Below are 18,809 nucleotides of genomic sequence, written 5' to 3'. Positions count from 1 at the left end.
ATAACCTTGCGCTGACCACTTATTTTGATTTAATAATAAATGTAATCGTTCCGGTAGAAACAGGCGGTGCAGAAGACGATTTCGGCACCAGCCGTAAACGCTGCACGGCCTTGCGGTATACTTCGACAACCGCCGGACTCACCGTGCTCTGTACCTGACGTACCGAGACAATATCCCCGCTGCTGTCTACTTTCAGCTGAAAAACAATCTTTCCCGTCTCGTCTGAATCATCATTTACATTCGGACGGCTCGCCAGGGACCAGCCCGATACGTCAAAGGAAACCCCGCTTCCGGTACCGCCCGGCTGGCCGTAAAACTGGCCGCGGTCAATTTTACCGTCCGGATGGCCCTTATCACCGACTCCGCTTGCATCATCACCGTTATTGTTACCGCCAACGCCGCTGCCGCGACCGACTGTTCCGTTCGACCCTGCACCACCCGACGAACGCTTATACAAGGCATTCGGGTCAACCGTCTCCACTTTTTTGGCCGGTTCGGTCCGCGGCGGGGCCGGTGTCGGCTTCGGAGCTTCGGTTTTCTTAGGCTCTGCCTTTTCCGGAACGGATACCGGACTTTCGGTTTTACTCGCAATCACCGGCTTTTCCGTAACTGTCTTGCCCGTTTTAACCTCTTCTACCTTAGGGACAGGCGTTACCGGTGTCTTCTCCACCCGCGGAGTTGTCGTTACTTTGGGATTCGGGCGGTCTTCGGCCTTCTTAACGTCTACGTCATTCTTTGAATCATTCGCCTTGTTATAGGTCTGTATCTTGCCGCTGCCGACCGCATCAGTTCCGAAATTCACTTCAACAAACTGAATCGGCGGCGGATCAGGAATGGATTGCCAGAGCCGGATATACACCAGAATAAAGATTAACAACAGATTGATGGCAAATGCACCGGCAAATGCCACAACCCGGACTTCTTTTTCATTTTCAAATGCCGTGCGAATCATGCGCGCCTTGGTTGATGTTTTGCGTACTAACGATGAAAAGGTGCAATTTGGTTTATGTTTGCTAAAAAACTGCTACTAATCCCTAACTTTCCTCGCTGTGATTTGCTAATCGCTTCATATTCTATAAGTATAATATGCTTTATATTTCAGATAGACTTATAAGAATCTGACAGCTGTGATCTATTGGGCGACCACGTGGGGTCGCCCCTACGGCAATGTTTCCGCTACGCTGTCCGAATACAGGAATATAAATAAAAAAAAAGGCAACCCATCCGGATTGCCTTTTCAACCTTGTGTTTTCAAGTGAATCAATTCCGCATTACCCACGCCGGAATCCCGGTTAGCTTGCTGAGACTATCGACACTTGCCACAGCCTCCGCTTTCTGCGGAAAACCAAGTGCGGCAACTTTGTATAACCGGGTCGACTGATCCGGTAGTATAATATATGCATCTGAATACCCTGCCTTCATTAACGATTTACGGAAACGAACCGCATTGGGGCGGCTGGCAAAACTACCGGCCACAACAATAAACGCAGGCCGGTCCTCACGCATCGCCGGTTGACCTGTTTCCTCTGTTGTTGCGGTGACGGTTTGTTCAGGCTGAGCAGGTGCGGCTTTTTCAACAGCGCGCAAAGGCTTTTGTGTTTCAGGCTTCGCGACGGCTGCAACAGCTGCAACGTCTTTTACCGTAGCAGGCGTCTTCACCACCGGTTCGGCCGGAACGGTTTCCGGCGCCGGCGTTGCAGCCGGCTCAACCGATGGCGGTGCCACAGGTACGGTCATTACCGGTAAGTGCTGCGGTTCGGTCAATACCGGAGCCGTCTGCTGCTGTACCGGCTTTTGAACCGGCGTTACCTGTGTCAGCCGGTTCCAAGTGCTCGTCAGGGCAGCCGGTATCTGAAAAACGGACGCGGGGTTAAAACTGCTTTGCAGCGGCTGCCCCGGCTGAATCACCGAGAAATAACTCAGCACCCCCAGGGTACCCACCACTACCGCAGCCGCTACCCAGCGGATATATACCCGCTGCGGACGATGCACGACCATAAACGGCGTCTGCTCTACCACCTCTTCCGCTAAAACCGGTCCCAGCGACACAACGGATGCCGTTTCGGCAACCACCTCTTCCGTCAGCCGGACCGCCGGAATGGCCGTCATTCCGAATACCTCTCCGTAAAAGTTATGACGCAGTTCAGGGTCAAACTGCAGGCTGCCTTCATCATTCAGGGTAAACAAGCCGATCCCCTCCAGAGCGAAACGGCCGGTTTCCTGCACCTGTAAACGAAGGCCGGTTACGAACTGACTGATTTTCCGCTGTGCCTCATCCCGTGTCAGCTGATCGTGCAGCATCACATAATTGAGTAACAGTCCGTCATCCAGCCGCAACGCTTCATTAAACCCTACCCGCTTCCGTGGTGGCAGAAACTGACCCGAACCAGCCACAAACGTAGCCGGTTGATAGTTCGTCAGAAAACCACCCAGCTCCGGTACAATCACACAGTCGTACTGGTACAGAAGCTTTCGCAGATAGGCGCCAACAGTAGTCATAACTTCGTTATTTATAGTTACTTCAGAAAGAATAACTGATTCCTCCCAGAAAGTTAAGTCCCTGAACCGGATAATACAAATAACGCTGGTAATTTTGGCCGGCGATGTTATTCAACGATACAAAAGCCGCAAACTGTTTACCAAGGAAGTAATCAATCTTCAGGTTTGCATCCCAGATTACCGGTAACTGATAGGTCGTATTCGTTACAAAGTTCTTTGCCTGAATCCCTTCATACATATACAGGTCGGCCGTAATAAACAACTTCCTGTTGAGGATAAACGAGTTTGTCCAGGTGGCTGTCGTCCGCGGCCGGTGGTAGGCAATCGCCATGCGGTCCAGACCGTAGCGATAGAACTCCCCTTTCAGCGTTGACCGGAATTTATCCTTCAGGGCGTAGCCCAGCTGCCCGCTGATGGTCAGTACCCGCGCTGTTCCGCCGTCGTAGAGCACAAAGAATTTTGAGGTATCCGGCCAGCTGTTGTTGAAAGCGTAAAAGTTCCGGTAGGTGGCATAGGACACTTTCCCTTCGTAGGTAAAACCACCGCCGATTTCGCCTTTTGACCCGCCGTAAAAATCGGCTGACTTGATAGTATTCGCCAGCAGTACGTTCGGAGCCAGCCAGCGGTTTTCTTTCAGCAGCGACCGCAGGGTGTTCCGCATGATGTCCCCGTCGATACCGGCAAAGAAGTGTATGTTCCCGGTCGGCACCGCATCCACGCTAACCACCGGAAACGCCTGCGTCCGGTTAATGCCCAACCGCTTGTCGGTTTCATTCACCGCATTGACCCCGACCGTAGCCGTAAACAGCGGCGAGGCATATTTAAAGGTCGGGGTAACCCGGAACAGATTCCGGTTATCGACCAGCTGATCGGTACGCTGGGTTACATAGGCATCGGCCGTCAGCAGGGCATACACCTGATCCGTGATGGCCATCGACGCATTAAAGTTTGTCCCCCAGTCAAGCTCTGAGGCACTGTAATAATCCTTTAATACAGTCACCCCGGTTTTCAGCGAATAATCGACGGCCGTTTCATTATCGGTATTTTCAAACCCCAGCTTAAAATTGAGCGTATTCAGCCGCTGGCGGATACTGTCCCGCGGCGGGGCTTCCGTCCGCGGACGATACCCGTAAAATCCGTATACATCGCGGTTATACCCCAGCTCGGCCGAAAACTTCAGGGCATTCAGGGCATAGTTCCCCGCCAGCCGGAACCGGTTTTCACTCTGTCCCGAATTGCGGCCGTCTTTGGGGCCCAGATTTGACGACAGATGCCGGAACGATCCCTCCCAACCCAGATTCGACGTATTAGGTGAGGCAACAAAGGCTTCCCCGAGAAAAGAGCTGTAGTTCCCCGCCCCAAGCTTGACATAGTTGTTGAACGGTACCTGCTGATCGGGTTGGGTAACCGACGGGGGCAGTACGTTCGGGGTTGTTTTCGGATCGGCTACCGTCAGCGGCCGGTCCTGAAACTCGTACGTAATCTTCCGCTGCTCTTCAGACGGCTTCAGTGAAGGTATTTTGTTGAAAAGCCGGTTTGCCTGCGGCAGCTCAATCTTCCGGCTTTTCTCAACGGTGATTTCCTGATTCTCGATTTCACCTTCTTTCTTTGGCGGACGGGGCTGCTGGTTCTGGGCCAGCAGCGGGCCCGTTGCCATCGAAAAGGCAAGGGCCATGATATATATCGGATGTTTTTTTAATACCAGCATATGTGTTTCCGGCAATAATGAATGTACAGGGCGTGATTAGTTTTTAGATTCCAGAGAGGCTAGTTTCTGTTTGGCTTCGTCAACAATAGCCGGTTCGGGGGAATTATCAATAATTGAGCGGAGCACACCTTTAGCCTGCACCAGTTCATTCATCGCCACGTTGTTTTCCGCAATCAGCAGGAAGGCTTTTCCTTTCCAGTATTCCAGATCGCTGAACTGCTCATTGAACTTTAACAGCGTCGCAATCGACTCCTTATATTTCTTCTGCCGGAACAGGATATCCCCGATCAGATAATTGGCCTCGGCCCCGTAGACATCCTTGGCGAGGGCAATGGTTTTTTCGAAATCGGCCTGCGCGGTCTTAAAATCGTTCTTGGCCAGCGCCACCTTACCGGCCATCAGCTGGGCGCGGTTCTGGGCACCCGGCACGACATTGCCGATGCTGAGAATTTCCCTGGCAAAATGGGCCGCCGAATCCAGCTTCGGATACTGATAATAGGTATCCATCAGCCCCAGCATCGCCGTTACCTGCTCATTTTTACCGTCGGTCAGACCAAGCACGTAGTAATAGTTCTTAACCGCCCGCGGATAGTTCTTCAGCTGGGTTTCCAGCTCGGCGGCCCGGACACCCGCCCGGACACTGAAATCCGATTTCGGCGAACCGGTTACCAGACTATAGTAGCGGAGCGCGTTCTGCCCATCCTTTGTCTGCCGGTACGCTTCGGCCAGGTAATAACGGGCTTCGCCGGTACTGCGGCTGCCCGGATATTCCTGCATGAACGACAGGAAGGATTTGATAGCCTGCTCGTACTTCTCGTTAAAGAAGATGTTTTTGGCATTTTCAAACTGCACCCGCTCCACTTCCGTGCTGTTCGGGTTCGCCGTCTTGTAATCACCCAGTACCTGCGAGAACTCCTCCGGCCGGCCGGCATCATTCAGGGTATTCTGCAGGCCCAGTAAAGCACTCTGGGCCTGGGTAGTACCCCCGAATTCGTTCAGGATCCGGCGGTAATCGGCAACGGCCTGATCATACTGTTCGAGGTTACTGTAGGCAATTGCCCGTTTCAGCAGGGCCGCCGGAATCAGGTAACTCTTCGGTTTCTGCTGGATCAGCCGCGAAAAGCCGCCGATGGCCACCTGATAGGCTCCCTTTTCAAAATCAACGTTGGCGGCCTGAAATTCGGCATCATCGGCAAAACGTGACCCCGGGTACTGGCGCTTGAGCTGATCAAACTGGGCCTTCGCCTCCTGATCACGGCCGACATAGGTCAGGATAATGCCTTTCTGATAGGTGGCATAATCACGGTCACCCCGTCCCTGCGAAATCACCATGTCGTAATACCGCATCGCTTCGTTATACTGCTTACCGGCCAGATACGCATCCGCCACGCGCACCAGCGCATCATCTGTGGCAGCCAGGTCGTTGGCCTGCGCACTTTTACTGAGGAAATCCCGGAAATAGGTCAGCGCGCGGCTATAATCCTTTTTATTATAGTAGGCATAGCCTAACCCGTACAGGCTTTTCGCTCCGGTCTCTCCGCCGGCCTTACTCAGCTGGTTATAGAGCGGAATGGCACTGTCATACTGCTTCTGGGCCGAAAAGGATTCTGCTTTCCAGAACCGGGCCAACTGCTGCAGACCGGCGTCGGTGGTAACGGTTAACGATTTGTCAAAATTACGGATGGCAGCCTCGTACCGCTCGGCATTGTAATCATTCACGCCCTGATTAAAGGTCAGCCGCTGGTAGGTGGCGTTAATCTTTGCCGTCCGGCGCTTTAAGCCTTCAATGTACGCAATGGCAACCGGATAGTTATTGGATGCGAAATAGGCCTCCGTGAGCAGTTCGTTTGCTTCGTTCTCAAAGGACCCGTTCGGGTATTTACGCAGGTACTCGTTTAATTCCTTCACGGCGTCAGCGCCGTTATTCATGTCAAGCTGTACCTTGGCGTGGTTAAAAAGGGCCTCTTCCTGAATCGGAGCGCTATACGATAACCGGCCGGCCTGATCAAAGGCGGTCAGGGCATACGACGGATTCTGGCTCTGCAGGTAACTGATGCCGAGGGTATAGGCCGCATACTGTGCCACCGTGTCCTTACCGGCTGCCAGCGGCTTGAGCTGGGTAATGGCATCGGCATAGGCCGCCGTCCGGAACAGCGACTGGCCGTAGCGGAACTTCACTGGTCCGGGCACCTTCGCCCCTCTGGCCGCCATATACTGTTTATAATACGGAATGGCGCGGGCGTACTGGCTTTGCTGGTAATATACCTCCGCCGTAACCAGGGCCACATCCCCGTACTGACCGCCCGTATTCCGGCGCAGCAGCGGTTCGGTATACCGCAGCAGGTCATCAAACCGCTGCTGCCGGTAATACGACTGGGCAATCCAGTTCGGTACATCCTGCTGGTAGAGCGGATTCTGCTCTACCCGTTTAAAATCGGCAACCGCTTCGTTGTAGCTGTTATTCCGGTAGTTAATTACCCCGGCATAATACGAGGCGGCCGGCGCGTCCTTCAGGCTGGCATCCGTCTTAATCTGATTCAGCAGCGGCAGGGCGCGGGCAAGATCCTGGGTATTGAAATACGAGATGGCCAGCTGGTATTTATACCCTGCCATCTGCGCATAACTCCCGTTTTGCTTTACCGCCTTTTCCAGAAAGCTGATGGCTTTGGTATAATCCTCTTTCCCGTAATAATAGGCACCGAGGTCACCATACAGCTGCCCGGCTTTCGGGTGCTGGCTGTGGTTCTTTACAAACCGGTCGACCTGCACTTCTGCCCCCGGCTCATCCATATACAGACTGCTCAGGGTAATGTAGTATTCAGCCTCGACGGTATTCGGGTCGGCGGCCGGCGTACCAACGGTATTCTGCGTCTGTTTACGCCGGTCGAGGTATTGCCGGAATTCAGCACGGGCCGCTGCGTAATTATTTTTTTCGAACAGCTCCACGCCGTTCCGGTAACTATAATCCGCTTCGGTATAGCTCAGCGTACGCTGGGCCACCACGCCGAAGGGGGTGACGATCGTACTGGTAACGACCAATGAAACACCGCAGATGCGGGAAAGGGAACGCTGCATAGATGCGCTGGGGTTGTGAATCCTGGGAAAGCGTTGTAGATTCGCTACATGTCAATTGATTACCCCGGACAGCCTGCACCGGGCTTTTCAGCCTCCGGACAGTCCGGTCGGGGAAACCGGCAACCGGCTGCCTTGCCAACGCTCCGCCGATGCGGACGGGTGCGGGGCAGCCTGATTGCTGAAAAAACGAATGTATTACGTTTTCCGTATGAAAAACAAGTTAGAGTATCTGTTTTTAACGATCATTCTGGTGTTTAGTAGCTACCGGCCCCTGCTGGCCGGTGACCCAAAGGCCGCTCCGTCTCCCGTTATCCGGTATACGGTAGCTATGCCGCAGCCTCAGACGCATTATGTTGAGGTGGACATGCAGCTGTCCGGTTTTGCGCAGGCGGTTAACCTGCAGAAGACCGGCTATATCGATCTGAAAATGCCGGTCTGGACCCCGGGGTCTTATCTGATCCGCGAATATGCCCGTCATGTGGAAGGATTTACCGCGCAGAGTAACAACCAGCCGGTGCGGGCCGAAAAAATCCGTAAAAATGCGTGGCGTATTTACACAACCACCGATCAGATAACTGTCCGCTACCGGGTTTATGCCTTTGAACTGAGCGTACGGACATCATTTGTCGACGAATCCCACGGGTATCTGAACGGAGCCAGCCTGTTTCTCTTCAACGACGCCCTGAAAGCATTACCCGCTCAGCTCACTGTCGTACCCTTCTCCGGCTGGAAAAAAGTTTCGGTTGCCCTGCCGCTGGTCCGTACCGCCAACGGTGCCTTTACCTATGACGTGGCCAATTTTGACCTTCTGGTCGATTCACCGGTCGAAACCGGTAACCACGCTACCTTTTCGTTTACGGCAGCCGGTGTGCCGCACACCGTAGCCCAGTACGGCGAGGTCGTCTATGATGAACGGCGGCTGGCCGCCGACTACCGGAAAATCTGCGAAACTGCAACCGGTATCTTCGGCGAACATCCGTGTAAAGACTATACCTTTATTGTCCACCACACAACGCTGGGCGGCGGCGGGCTGGAGCACCAGAACTCGACGACCTTACAGACCAACCGCGTTGCCTATGCAACCGAAACCAACTATAAAGGGTTTCTGACCCTGGTGGCGCATGAATATTTTCATCTCTGGAACGTCAAACGGCTGCGTCCCGTCGCCCTCGGTCCCTTCGACTACGAAAATGAAAACTATACCCGTTCGTTGTGGGAAGCAGAAGGATTTACCTCCTTTTACGAAGACTACATCCTTCGCCGGGCAGGTTTCCATACTCCTGAACATTACCTCAACGTAATCGCCGCGGACATTAACGGCATCGAAAACCTTCCCGGTAACCGGGAGCAGTCCGTCGCCGAATCCAGCTACGATGCCTGGATCAAGTATTACCGGCCGAACGAAAACTCGAACAACAGCACGGTATCCTATTATAATAAAGGGAGTGTGCTGGCGTCCCTACTGAACCTGAGTATCCTCAGCAGTACAAACGGTGAACGCAACCTCGACGATGTGATGCGGTTTATGTATAACGAGTACTACAAAAAACAAAAACGCGGCTTTACCGACGAGGAACTGAAACAGGCACTTGAACAGATTGGCGGCCGTAAACTCGACGATTTCTTCAGTAAATACGTATACGGTACCGAAACCATCGATTACAACGCTTTTTTTGCACCGGTAGGCCTACAGCTGGTCAACAACGCGGCACCGGTACAGGATGGCTTTCTGGGCGTTTCACCCGGTACGGCCGGGGGGCGGCTGACCATCGCCGGTGTCCGGCGCGATTCACCGGCCTGGCAACAGGGCCTGAACGTAGGCGATGAACTGCTGGCCATCGACAGTGTCCGGCTGGCGGGAACAGTTGACGATTTTAACAAACAGCTTGCCGGCCGGCCCAAAGGCCAGACCATCCGCGTACTGGTAAACCGGAACGGATTTGTGCAGGAGTTTCCGGTAATCCTCGGCCAGAACCCGCTGGTGGCTTACCGGCTTGAACCGGTCAACGCGCCAACCGACCGCCAGCGGATGCTTTTCCGCAAATGGCTTTACCTCAACTAAAGTATCTGACTCCTTCTTTCATAAGAAAAGCCCGGTCCTGCGACCGGGCTTTTCTTATATACCTCTTATTTTAATTTTCTTTTAATCCGGATTCCGTCTGCAGTACTGTACTTTTGGGGCAGAAAAAACAAAACCTCCCTTCAGTGAAGAGAGGCTGTCCCTTTCTAATCTTATCTTATCTTAAAAACAACCGGCTTCCGTAACCGGTTATTTTTACCAAAAGTAGAAAAAATAGCTGAACTAGGCACACCATAATAGACGATATTGCCATTTTTGCCGATTAAATATACGGTTTTCCCCGATAAAACTACTTAACACCTCTCCACTGCTTCTCTGATTCTTTATATAAGGTGTACCCTGTATAGCTATACAATCAGTCCATTTTTTGCACCATTTTTGCGGTAGCCTGTGCGGTCCAACCTATGCGGTCCAACCTGTGATCTAAGCTGCCTATGAGAAAGCTGTATTGTACTGTTTCTTTTTGCCTGTTATCAACAGTTGCGCCCGCCCAACTGCGCAAGCCTGTCCGGCTCATGGGGGAAGTGGGCACCTATTTTGCCACATCCGGAGAAATCCCCTTCTGGCTACGGGCAAATCAGTACGGTATCGTTCCGAGGGAGCACGCGCTGATGACCCTCCGCGCAGGCATTCAGGTAGATTACCACAAACCACCGAAAACCAGACTGGACAGCCTCAAGGCCCGAAACCGGTGGGCCGACTGGGGCTATGCCGTCAATGGTGTGGTCAACGCCGGGTATGATTATAAATTTGTCTTGCCGGAGGCGTACGTAAAGGTCCGGCTCGGCGTCTGGGAAATCTGGGCAGGCAGGCGGCGGGAAATCATCGGTCTGGCCGACTCGACCCTCGGCACCGGTTCCTATAGCTGGTCGGGCAACAGCCTGCCCATGCTCAAAATCCAGCTGGCCATTCCCGAATACTGGCCCAAAAACGGTGTCATTGCCATCAAAGGGCTGTTTGCCCACGGCTGGTTCGAAGAAAACCGGTTTGTTAAAAATACGCTGCTGCACCAGAAAGCCCTCTACGGCCGGATCGGCAAACCCGCGTGGCGCTTACAGTTGTTCGGCGGCTTTAACCACAACGTGCAATGGGGCGGCACAACCGACCGGCTACCGAACGGGCTTATCCGGAACGGGCAGCTGCCGAATTCATTCCGGGATTATATTGATGTCATAACCGGCACCAGTCTGGGTACCCGTTCACAGGTTGATACGAGCCGGATCAGTACCTTCGACCGGGAAAACCGGATCGGCAACCACCTGGGTACGATTGATGTGGGCATGACCTACCGGAGCCGCCGCCGTACCCTTTTTATTTACCGGCAAAGCATTTATGATGATGGTTCTCTATATTACCTCACCAATCTGAAAGACGGCCTGAACGGCATTTCCGTACGCAGTCATACGCCCGTTAATCCGGACGGCTTTCAGATCCGGCAGATTACCCTAGAATACCTGTCTACCTATAGCCAGGGAGGGAATGCCTTTATCGATAATGATCCGCTGCTGCGGGGCAAGGACAATTACTTTAATCATTCCCAGTACCGCGACGGCTGGTCAAGGCTCGGGCAAACAATCGGGACCCCGTTTATCACCCCGTCAGCCCAGCTCCGGAACGACCTGCCCAACTATCAATTCTCCAATAATAACCGGGTCGCGGTATGGCATATCGGGGTGGCCGGACAGGTCCTTGACTTCTTTTCGTTTAAAACCAAACTGTCGTACAGCCTGAATAAGGGCACGTATGAAAACCCCTTCCCCGTAACCGTTCCCCAGTTTTCCGGACTGTTTACGGTAAGCGCCCCAGTTGACTTATTTGGCGGTGTGACGGCTATGGCGTCCTTTGCCGCCGATTTCGGGAACCTCTTCAGCCGGAATGCCGGGTACTACTTCAGTCTGCGGAAGGAAAGCCGGAACCGGTAAAAACCCGCCAAAACTAATTTTATCTGTCACTACGCTTACCTTTCTGTAAATCCGTCACCCGTTTTTTTACGCAAATTCAAATTATCCTGTTTTTTTCTGGGCAATATCTGACACTTTGATTATACTTGTATGATATAAACAGTTGATTGTTCAGTCATTACCGCGAATGTAGCGGCCCTGGCAGACAGCAATCTGTTTGTAGCATACCTAAAGCACAATTATACCTTTACACCCATGAAAACCCGACTCAAAGATGAAGAGTTGGTGACGCAGTATTTGGTCACCAGCCAAAGTATGTATACCGAAATTCTCTATAGACGGTATGCCCAGAAAGTTTACAGGCGTTGTTTTTCATTAATTAAAGATCCGGTCCTGGCCGAAGACTTCACGCAGGAGATTTTTCTCAGGGTTCTGCACAACCTTCCCAATTTTAAGGAACGCTCCTCTTTTTCTACCTGGCTCTATGCCATTGCCTACAACTACTGCATGGACCAGATCCGGCATACCCACCGGCAATCGACCATTGGTATCGGTGAAGAATTAATACAGACGCTTACGGATGATGACAGTGATACCATTGACTTCCAGCTTTCCCAGCTGGCGCAGGTCCTGCAGTATCTACCGCCTGACGAGATCAACCTCCTGCGGTTAAAATACGAACAGGATCACGATATAAAGGCGCTGGCGCTCACGCTCAATATTAAGGACAGCGCCATCAAAATGCGGCTGAAACGCTCACGGGACAAAATCAGAAGACTTTACTATAACCTGGCCTGATTAATAATGTGTAATGAATAATGTTCAATGGATAATGAACGATCACCGGCAGGAACACGCTCTCGCTGCATTATTCATTATCCATTTTTCATTACTACTTATCCATTACTCATTCACTGACGCTGTCAGCCGGGTGTTCGGGCTGATGCGGGCTACGCGGATGCCCGAAAGCCGTTTGTTAGCCTGTACGTACTGAATTAACGGCTGGCGGGTCAGCATGACCATGCCGAAATCGGAGGAGGCATGTAACAGGTAGACCTTTCCGTTTTGCCAGACGGCGAAACCACAGTGTTTCATATCCAGACCGGTGCGGGCCGCCGTCAGCATGATAATATCACCGTCGCGCAGCTGGTTTTCGGCCTGCCGGAGGTTTTTCTTCGGAATAAAAGAGAAGGTTTGCTGGCTGATTTCATTCTCGGCCTGCGCGATCTGCTTATAGACCGCAGGATCCTGCATCGCCGGATATTTCCAAGTAGCGGCCGTCATGTAGGAAACAGGTTTGGAGACCTGCATGCTGCCTGTAATGTGCCGGGTAATATCCCGGATCAGCCCTTTGCGTTCATTATCAGCCAGCCACTCCGAGAAATAGTGCAGCCGGCTGGCATAGCCGTCCAGCTGCCCGTTCCGGTAGCGGATTTTTGTCAGGTACCGCCGGTAAATGTCGTCCAGGCTACCCTTCGTGGCTTTTAGCTGGGCATCGTGCCAGGCAAAGGACAACCCCATTACCGACTCGACAAAGGTAGTACAATCAAACTTCCGGAAATTGACGACCAGCTGCTCGGTCGGGTTTCCTTCAAGGGTATGGGCAACGTACGGTTTTCCGATAAACGACTTCCCGAAAACCAGCACCGACTCGCTGATGGTTTTACCACCCTGCACCTCAGGCAAGGCACTTTCAGTTACCGGCGCTTCCTGCGCGTATCCCATCCATCCACAAAAAAGCAGTATAAGCGTAGTAAAGGTTCTCCTCATAGGGGTTCCGGTCAGGTCTTTGTTGATCAATAGGCAAACAGCCGCTTTAGCTGATTTCCAGCACGAGAACACCGAGGGGCGGCAGCGAGATTGCCACATCATCCCCGGCCTGTGCTTCCAGCCGGGTTCCGGTCAGGAAAATATCCGTAAACCGGCGGGGGCGTTTACCATCCAGCCCGATCGTCTGCCAGGCATGGTCCGGAATATGCAGCCGTGTCTGGCAGTGCTGTGTTTTATCAAAGTTGCAGATGATCAGCAGCTTTTGTTTAGCGGTGTGGCGCAGATACGCATACTGACGGTCCTGATTATAGCCGGCGGTCTGGCCGTTTGCCCACTGCAGGTCGTAGAATTTACCGTTCTGAATGGCATCGCTGCCGTTCACCAGGTGATTCAGTTGCTGGTAAAACGCCCGGAGTTTCTTCTGATCATCTGTTAACCCGCCGCCGTCAAAGCGGCCGGCCGCTTTTCCTTTCCGGTTAAGCCAGCCCTGCCATTCCTTCACACCCCAGTAATCAAAGATGGTCGTACGGCCGTCGTCGCCGCTGAAACCTTCGCTGCCCTCAGCCCGCACCCCGACTTCCTGGCCGAAATAAATCATCACCGGTCCCGTATGCAGGGTTGCCGATAAGGTCATTGCCGGCACGGCTACCCATGGATCATTGGCAAAGAAACGGGAAGCAATCCGCTGCTCGTCGTGGTTTTCGAGAAACCGGAGCATATGCTCACTATAGTCTCCCGACTCCTGCTGCCATACCTTTGTAATGTCCCGGCAGGTGCCCTGGCCTTCCATCAGCCGGCGAAGGGCGTCATACAACCCTACCTTGTCGTAGAGGTAATCAAAACCGCCTTTAAAGATATACGGACGGTATTTATCAACTTCGTAGATTTCGGCAATGAAGATAATGCCCGGATGGACGGCTTTGACCCGCTGAATGGCCCACTCCCAGAACTCGACGGGCACCATCTGGGCCATGTCGCACCGGAAGCCGTCCACGCCTTTGGCTGCCCAGTAAAGCAGAATGTCCAGCATCTGCTGCCAGGTTGCCGGTACGGGGTCAAAGTAGGTTTTGCCCTGATCAAAGATATCCACGCCATAATTCAGCTTGACTGTCTCGTACCAGTCGTTGATCGACGGGCTGGCCGTTACGGCATCATTACCGGTCACCTTTGCCGGAAACTCCTTCAGTTTCGGGGCATGAACCGGTGTCCCGTCTGTAGTCACGACGCTGGCGGGAACCTGTAGCGCCTGCCCGACCAGGTAATAGAAATTATTATCCCGTTTAAAGCCAACGGTCTGATCATCCTGCTGGCCCAGATCCACCACACCGGCCGGCTTAACATCGGAATGATACTGGCGGGCAACGTGGTTGGGAATAAAATCAATAATGACTTTCAGCCGGTTGGCGTGTGTGCGGCGAACCAGCGCCTCAAACTCGGCCATACGGTTTGGCACCGCTACGGCAAGATCCGGGTTAATGTCGTAATAATCCTTGATGGCATAGGGCGAGCCGGCTTTCCCTTTCACCACGGCAGGATCATCGAGAGGAATGCCGTTTGCCGTATAATCCGTCTGAATGGCGTGCTCAATCACCCCCGTGTACCAGACGTGCGATACGCCGAACTGCTTTAATTCCTGCAACGCCTTATCCGTAATGTCGTTAAAGGTACCGACACCGTTTTCATCGCGGCTGCCCCAGGATTTATTAGTGGTATTATTATTCCCGAATAAACGGGTAAAAATCTGATAAATAACGAGTTTGTCCATCGTGGCTACGGGCGACGTTGTATTCATAACAGGTTAAAAAAGGCGTTACGGCTTCAGCAGGTAATCGATTCTCTACAAAACTACCCGCTTGGGGGGGAAAAACAAAGAGCGAAAGTGTGAAAGAGATAAAGAGTGCAGGATCATGCTGCGCTACTGTATCCCCGTCGCTCTTTCACTCTTTGTCTCTTTCGCTCTTTATTCTTTATCAGTTCTCCGCGTCTCTGGCGATTTTTTTGGCTTTTTTAGCAGCCTTTTTGGTTTCTTTCGCCATATCTTTCGCGGCGTCATTATCCATTTTATCGGCGTCCTTTTTCATGGCCTTAGCTTCTTTCTTAGCCATTTTCGCCGTTTGCTTTGCTTCCTTTTTGTTCACGTCCTGAGCCAACACTGCGCCGGATACCATCAGTACCGCAACAACAGCCATCATCATCTTTTTCATTGTGCTGAGTTTATGATTTTACTCTACAAACCCGACCTGATAAAAAATGTTTTCCGGCTTACACCTCGGCAGCGTTAAACTCCGACGTCAGGTGGAACTGAATATCCGGATTATTATCGCGGTTCATCCGCAGAATCCAGTCAGATTCGGCCAGAAACACCGGATGCTGGTCTTTGTCGTAGGCGATCTGGTTGCCTTTCAGCCGGATAAACTCACCGAGCTTCTGGGCATTGTCCGAGGTAATCCAGCAGGCTTTTGAGTAGTTCAGCGGTACCCAGCGGCATTTGGCGCCGTATTCATGCTCCAGACGGTACTGGATAACATCAAACTGGAGCTCGCCCACCGTACCGACAATCTTCCGGTTACCCGATACGAGGGTAAAGAGCTGGGCAACCCCTTCGTCGGTTAACTGCTCAATGCCTTTATCCAGCTGTTTGGCCTTCATCGGATCAAGGTTGATGAGCTCCTTAAAGATTTCCGGCGAAAAGCTCGGAATTCCCTGGAACTTCATGTCTTCGCCTTCGGTGAGCGTATCCCCGATTTTAAACGTACCGGTATCATACAAACCCACTACATCACCCGGAAAGCCTTCATCGAGAACGCTTTTGCTGTCGGCCATGAAGCTGAACGGGCTGCTGAAGCGGACGTTTTTGTCGAGCCGGGTATGGCGGTAGAATTTCCCCCGCTCAAAAACCCCTGAACATACCCGAAGGAACGCAATCCGGTCGCGGTGGCGGGGATCGAGGTTAGCGTGGATTTTAAAGATAAAGCCGCTGAATTTGTTTTCGTCCGGCTGCACCACCCGCGTATCGGTCGTCCGGCTGATGGGCTCCGGTGAAATCTGGCAGAAGGCATCCAGCAGTTCTTTCACCCCGAAGTTATTCACGGCCGAGCCGAAGAATACCGGAGCAATCTTACCGTCGAGGTACGCCTGCCGGTCAAAGTCGTCGTATACGCCTTCAATCAGCTCAACGTCTTCCCGCAGCTGATCGGCATCCCGCTGGCCGACTTTGGTGTCCAGCACCGGATCACCGATCTCAATCGGCAGCACGTCATCTTCCACCCGCGTTTTGTTCACCTTGAAGAAGTTCAGCTTTTTGTCGTACAGGCTGTATACCCCTTTAAAGTCCGATCCCATGTTCACCGGCCAGGCCAGCGGACGTACGCGGATGTTCAGTTTTTCTTCCAGTTCGTCAAGCAGGTCAAACGGGTTACGGCCTTCGCGGTCAAGCTTGTTGATGAAAATGATCACCGGCGTGTCGCGCATCCGGCAGACTTCCATCAGCCGCTCGGTTTGTTCCTCAACCCCTTTTACACAGTCGATCACCAGAATAACGCTGTCGACCGCCGTCAGCGTCCGGTAGGTATCCTCTGCAAAGTCCTTGTGACCGGGTGTATCGAGAATGTTGATTTTTAAATTATTGTATTCGAACGTCATTACCGACGTTGCGACCGAGATGCCCCGCTGCTTCTCGATTTCCATAAAGTCAGAGGTCGCTGACTTCTTGATTTTATTGGATTTTACCGCTCCTGCGGTCTGGATGGCCCCGCCGAAAAGCAGTAATTTTTCGGTGAGCGTGGTTTTACCGGCATCCGGGTGACTGATGATCGCGAACGTCCGCCGGCGTGCAATTTCCTGTTCTTTATTCATGTCAAACAAATACTGCCCGCGTGTCTGATGCACGTCTATCCGGCAGGGGTTTGTACTATTCTCAGAATGAAGCCACAAAGATACAACATTTTAGGCGCATCCCTATGGAAACGTTAATCGGGCGACCACGTGGGGTCGCCCCTACGATGGGGCGGCCCGATTCGTAAAATTTACACGGGCATGGTGATGCTTCGGGTAAAAAAGGCCATTTTACCAACTTTAACAGACGGTATCCGTTAACAGATAAACCATTCATCAGGCGGCAGGCTAACCCCGCCGGCCTGTTATACACGTACATTTATGCATCAATTCACCGACTGGCTTACTGATTTTCCGTGGTGGGGATGGGTATTGCTGGTACTCGTCATCGTTGCCCTCCGCGACATTCTGCAGCGCAAACATACTATCCGGCATAATTTTCCGGTCATCGGTAATTTCCGGTACATGATCGAAACCATCGGCCCTGAGCTGCGGCAGTACATCGTTGCCAATAACCGCGAAGAGCTGCCCTTTAACCGGCGGCAGCGCTCCTGGATTTATGCGTCGTCGAAAAAGGAAAACAATTTTCAGGGATTCGGTACGGATCAGGACATTCACAGTGCGGGCTACGTCTTTATCAAACCGGCCATGCTACCGCTGCGCCTGCCGAAAAATCACCCGACGGTAAAAGATCCCTATCACTGCCCGTCGGCCAAAGTCATCGGACAATTCCATAACCGTCGCAAACCCTATCATCCGGGCTCGGTCATCAACATCAGCGGCATGAGCTTCGGCTCGCTCTCGGCCTCTGCCATTCAGGCACTCAATCTGGGCGCCAAAGCCTTTGGCTGTTATCATAACACCGGCGAAGGCGGACTGTCGAACTACCATAAAAACGGGGCTGATGTGGTCTTCAACATCGGCACAGCCTACTTCGGCATCCGCGACGACGACGGTAATTTTGTGATGGACAAACTCGTCCGGCTGACCGAACAGTATCCCTTTATCCGGATGCTGGAGCTGAAGCTGTCACAGGGGGCCAAGCCGGGCAAGGGCGGGGTGTTGCCTGCCGCCAAGATCACGCAGGAGATCTCGGACATCCGGCACATTCCGGTGGGGAAAGACGTGATCTCCCCGGCCGCCCATTCGGCGTTTTCCAACATTCCGGAAATGGTCGCTTTCATCGAGGCCATGGCCGACAAAACCGGGCTGCCGGTCGGGATTAAATCGGCCGTCGGGAAACTGGAGATGTGGGAGGAGCTGGCCGACTACATGCAGGCCACCGGCAAAGGCCCCGACTTTATCGCCATCGACGGCGGCGAGGGCGGTACGGGAGCAGCCCCGCCGTCGTTCGCCGATCATGTGTCACTGCCCTTTGTCTACGGATTCAGCAAGGTCTACCAGATCTTTCAGAAACGGGGACTGACCAAACACCTGACCTTTATCGCGTCCGGCAAACTGGGTCTGCCCGATGCGGCGGTGATGGCCTTTGCGATGGGGGCCGATCTGGTGAACATCGCCCGCGAAGCCATGCTGTCGATCGGTTGTATTCAGGCGCAGATCTGCCATACCAACCGCTGCCCGTCGGGGGTGGCTACCCAGAATAAATGGCTGCAGGCCGGCATCGATCCGACGCTGAAAAGCGAGCGTTTTCAGAACTACATGAAGACGCTTACCAAGGAGGTCCTCGACATCTGCCACGCCCTCGGCTACGAGCACCCCTGCCAGTTTACGATGGACGACGTTGACGTGGCCATGGGCGATAACAACCATACGAAACCGCTCTCGGTCACCTACGGCTACGACAAGGATCCGGTGGCGTTCGGCGGGTTTGCTCCGCTGCTGGAAAGCCCCTATCTCGCCAAAAGACCGGCAGACGCCTGACCCGTCACCGCAGGTATAGCACAAGGCCGTTTGCCCGCTTCTGCCGGGCAAACGGCCT

General features: G+C 53.0%; 12 protein-coding genes. 4 read left to right on the top strand and 8 right to left on the bottom strand.

What is annotated here, in order from left to right:
* Positions 1–19: 19 nt before the first annotated feature.
* The 4 genes from AC23NW_RS09960 to AC23NW_RS09945 all read right to left on the bottom strand — a co-directional run bounded on the left by AC23NW_RS09960 (position 20) and on the right by AC23NW_RS09945 (position 7,282).
* On the bottom strand, positions 20–952 hold the full coding sequence (locus AC23NW_RS09960; protein ID WP_293838456.1) for an energy transducer TonB: 933 nt from the start codon (positions 950–952) through the stop codon (positions 20–22).
* Between the two features lie 308 nt (positions 953–1,260).
* Complete coding sequence (locus AC23NW_RS09955; protein WP_487449214.1) at positions 1,261–2,499, bottom strand: HU domain-containing protein; 1,239 nt, start codon at positions 2,497–2,499, stop codon at positions 1,261–1,263.
* A 22-nt stretch (positions 2,500–2,521) separates the two neighbouring features.
* The gene (locus AC23NW_RS09950; protein ID WP_487449213.1) at positions 2,522–4,174 is read right to left on the bottom strand and encodes a TonB-dependent receptor; all 1,653 of its coding nucleotides are present in this window, start codon (positions 4,172–4,174) and stop codon (positions 2,522–2,524) included.
* A gap of 69 nt (positions 4,175–4,243) precedes the next feature.
* Positions 4,244–7,282 (bottom strand): tetratricopeptide repeat protein, encoded by a 3,039-nt coding sequence (locus tag AC23NW_RS09945; RefSeq protein WP_487449212.1) that lies wholly within the window; start codon positions 7,280–7,282, stop codon positions 4,244–4,246.
* 208 nt (positions 7,283–7,490) lie between these two features.
* On the opposite strand from AC23NW_RS09945, the gene AC23NW_RS09940 reads away from it, so the two are divergent.
* The 3 genes from AC23NW_RS09940 to AC23NW_RS09930 all read left to right on the top strand — a co-directional run bounded on the left by AC23NW_RS09940 (position 7,491) and on the right by AC23NW_RS09930 (position 12,061).
* The gene (locus AC23NW_RS09940) at positions 7,491–9,344 is read left to right on the top strand and encodes a M61 family metallopeptidase (RefSeq protein ID WP_487449211.1); all 1,854 of its coding nucleotides are present in this window, start codon (positions 7,491–7,493) and stop codon (positions 9,342–9,344) included.
* Positions 9,345–9,796: 452 nt separating this feature from the next.
* Entirely contained in the window at positions 9,797–11,284 is a 1,488-nt protein-coding gene (locus AC23NW_RS09935) for a capsule assembly Wzi family protein (protein ID WP_487449210.1), read from the top strand.
* 234 nt (positions 11,285–11,518) lie between these two features.
* Positions 11,519–12,061, top strand: coding sequence for an RNA polymerase sigma factor (locus tag AC23NW_RS09930; RefSeq protein WP_487449208.1), 543 nt, complete (start codon positions 11,519–11,521; stop codon positions 12,059–12,061).
* Positions 12,062–12,166: 105 nt separating this feature from the next.
* Here the strand turns inward: AC23NW_RS09930 and AC23NW_RS09925 are convergent, their stop codons facing one another.
* From AC23NW_RS09925 to AC23NW_RS09910, 4 genes are all read right to left on the bottom strand, one after another.
* The gene (locus tag AC23NW_RS09925; protein WP_293838436.1) at positions 12,167–13,033 is read right to left on the bottom strand and encodes an N-acetylmuramoyl-L-alanine amidase-like domain-containing protein; all 867 of its coding nucleotides are present in this window, start codon (positions 13,031–13,033) and stop codon (positions 12,167–12,169) included.
* Positions 13,034–13,079: 46 nt separating this feature from the next.
* Positions 13,080–14,825: an alpha-amylase family glycosyl hydrolase gene (locus AC23NW_RS09920; RefSeq protein WP_487449206.1), complete on the bottom strand. Its 1,746-nt coding sequence runs from the start codon at positions 14,823–14,825 to the stop codon at positions 13,080–13,082.
* Positions 14,826–15,003: 178 nt separating this feature from the next.
* Positions 15,004–15,237 (bottom strand): hypothetical protein, encoded by a 234-nt coding sequence (locus tag AC23NW_RS09915; RefSeq protein ID WP_487449205.1) that lies wholly within the window; start codon positions 15,235–15,237, stop codon positions 15,004–15,006.
* 58 nt (positions 15,238–15,295) lie between these two features.
* Positions 15,296–16,888, bottom strand: a complete 1,593-nt coding sequence (locus AC23NW_RS09910) for a peptide chain release factor 3 (RefSeq protein WP_487449203.1) — start codon at positions 16,886–16,888, stop codon at positions 15,296–15,298.
* A 300-nt stretch (positions 16,889–17,188) separates the two neighbouring features.
* Here AC23NW_RS09910 and AC23NW_RS09905 point away from each other — a divergent pair, with 300 nt between their 5' ends.
* Entirely contained in the window at positions 17,189–18,751 is a 1,563-nt protein-coding gene (locus AC23NW_RS09905) for an FMN-binding glutamate synthase family protein (RefSeq protein ID WP_293838430.1), read from the top strand.
* Positions 18,752–18,809: the final 58 nt, after the last annotated feature.

Source organism: Arsenicibacter sp. R0_47 (assembly GCF_057652235.1).
The sequence above is the reverse complement of the archived record's forward strand: the minus strand, read 5'-3'. Positions and strand labels throughout refer to the sequence as shown.

Excerpts from the sequence above, each read along its gene's own strand:
- AC23NW_RS09960 (WP_293838456.1), bottom strand. The coding sequence starts at position 952 with ATGATTCGCACGGCATTTGAAAATGAAAAAGAAGTCCGGGTTGTGGCA.
- AC23NW_RS09955 (WP_487449214.1), bottom strand. The coding sequence starts at position 2,499 with ATGACTACTGTTGGCGCCTATCTGCGAAAGCTTCTGTACCAGTACGAC.
- AC23NW_RS09950 (WP_487449213.1), bottom strand. The coding sequence starts at position 4,174 with ATGGCCCTTGCCTTTTCGATGGCAACGGGCCCGCTGCTGGCCCAGAAC.
- AC23NW_RS09945 (WP_487449212.1), bottom strand. The coding sequence starts at position 7,282 with ATGCAGCGTTCCCTTTCCCGCATCTGCGGTGTTTCATTGGTCGTTACC.
- AC23NW_RS09940 (WP_487449211.1), top strand. The coding sequence starts at position 7,491 with ATGAAAAACAAGTTAGAGTATCTGTTTTTAACGATCATTCTGGTGTTT.
- AC23NW_RS09935 (WP_487449210.1), top strand. The coding sequence starts at position 9,797 with ATGAGAAAGCTGTATTGTACTGTTTCTTTTTGCCTGTTATCAACAGTT.
- AC23NW_RS09930 (WP_487449208.1), top strand. The coding sequence starts at position 11,519 with ATGAAAACCCGACTCAAAGATGAAGAGTTGGTGACGCAGTATTTGGTC.
- AC23NW_RS09925 (WP_293838436.1), bottom strand. The coding sequence starts at position 13,033 with ATGAGGAGAACCTTTACTACGCTTATACTGCTTTTTTGTGGATGGATG.
- AC23NW_RS09920 (WP_487449206.1), bottom strand. The coding sequence starts at position 14,825 with ATGAATACAACGTCGCCCGTAGCCACGATGGACAAACTCGTTATTTAT.
- AC23NW_RS09915 (WP_487449205.1), bottom strand. The coding sequence starts at position 15,237 with ATGAAAAAGATGATGATGGCTGTTGTTGCGGTACTGATGGTATCCGGC.
- AC23NW_RS09910 (WP_487449203.1), bottom strand. The coding sequence starts at position 16,888 with ATGAATAAAGAACAGGAAATTGCACGCCGGCGGACGTTCGCGATCATC.
- AC23NW_RS09905 (WP_293838430.1), top strand. The coding sequence starts at position 17,189 with ATGCATCAATTCACCGACTGGCTTACTGATTTTCCGTGGTGGGGATGG.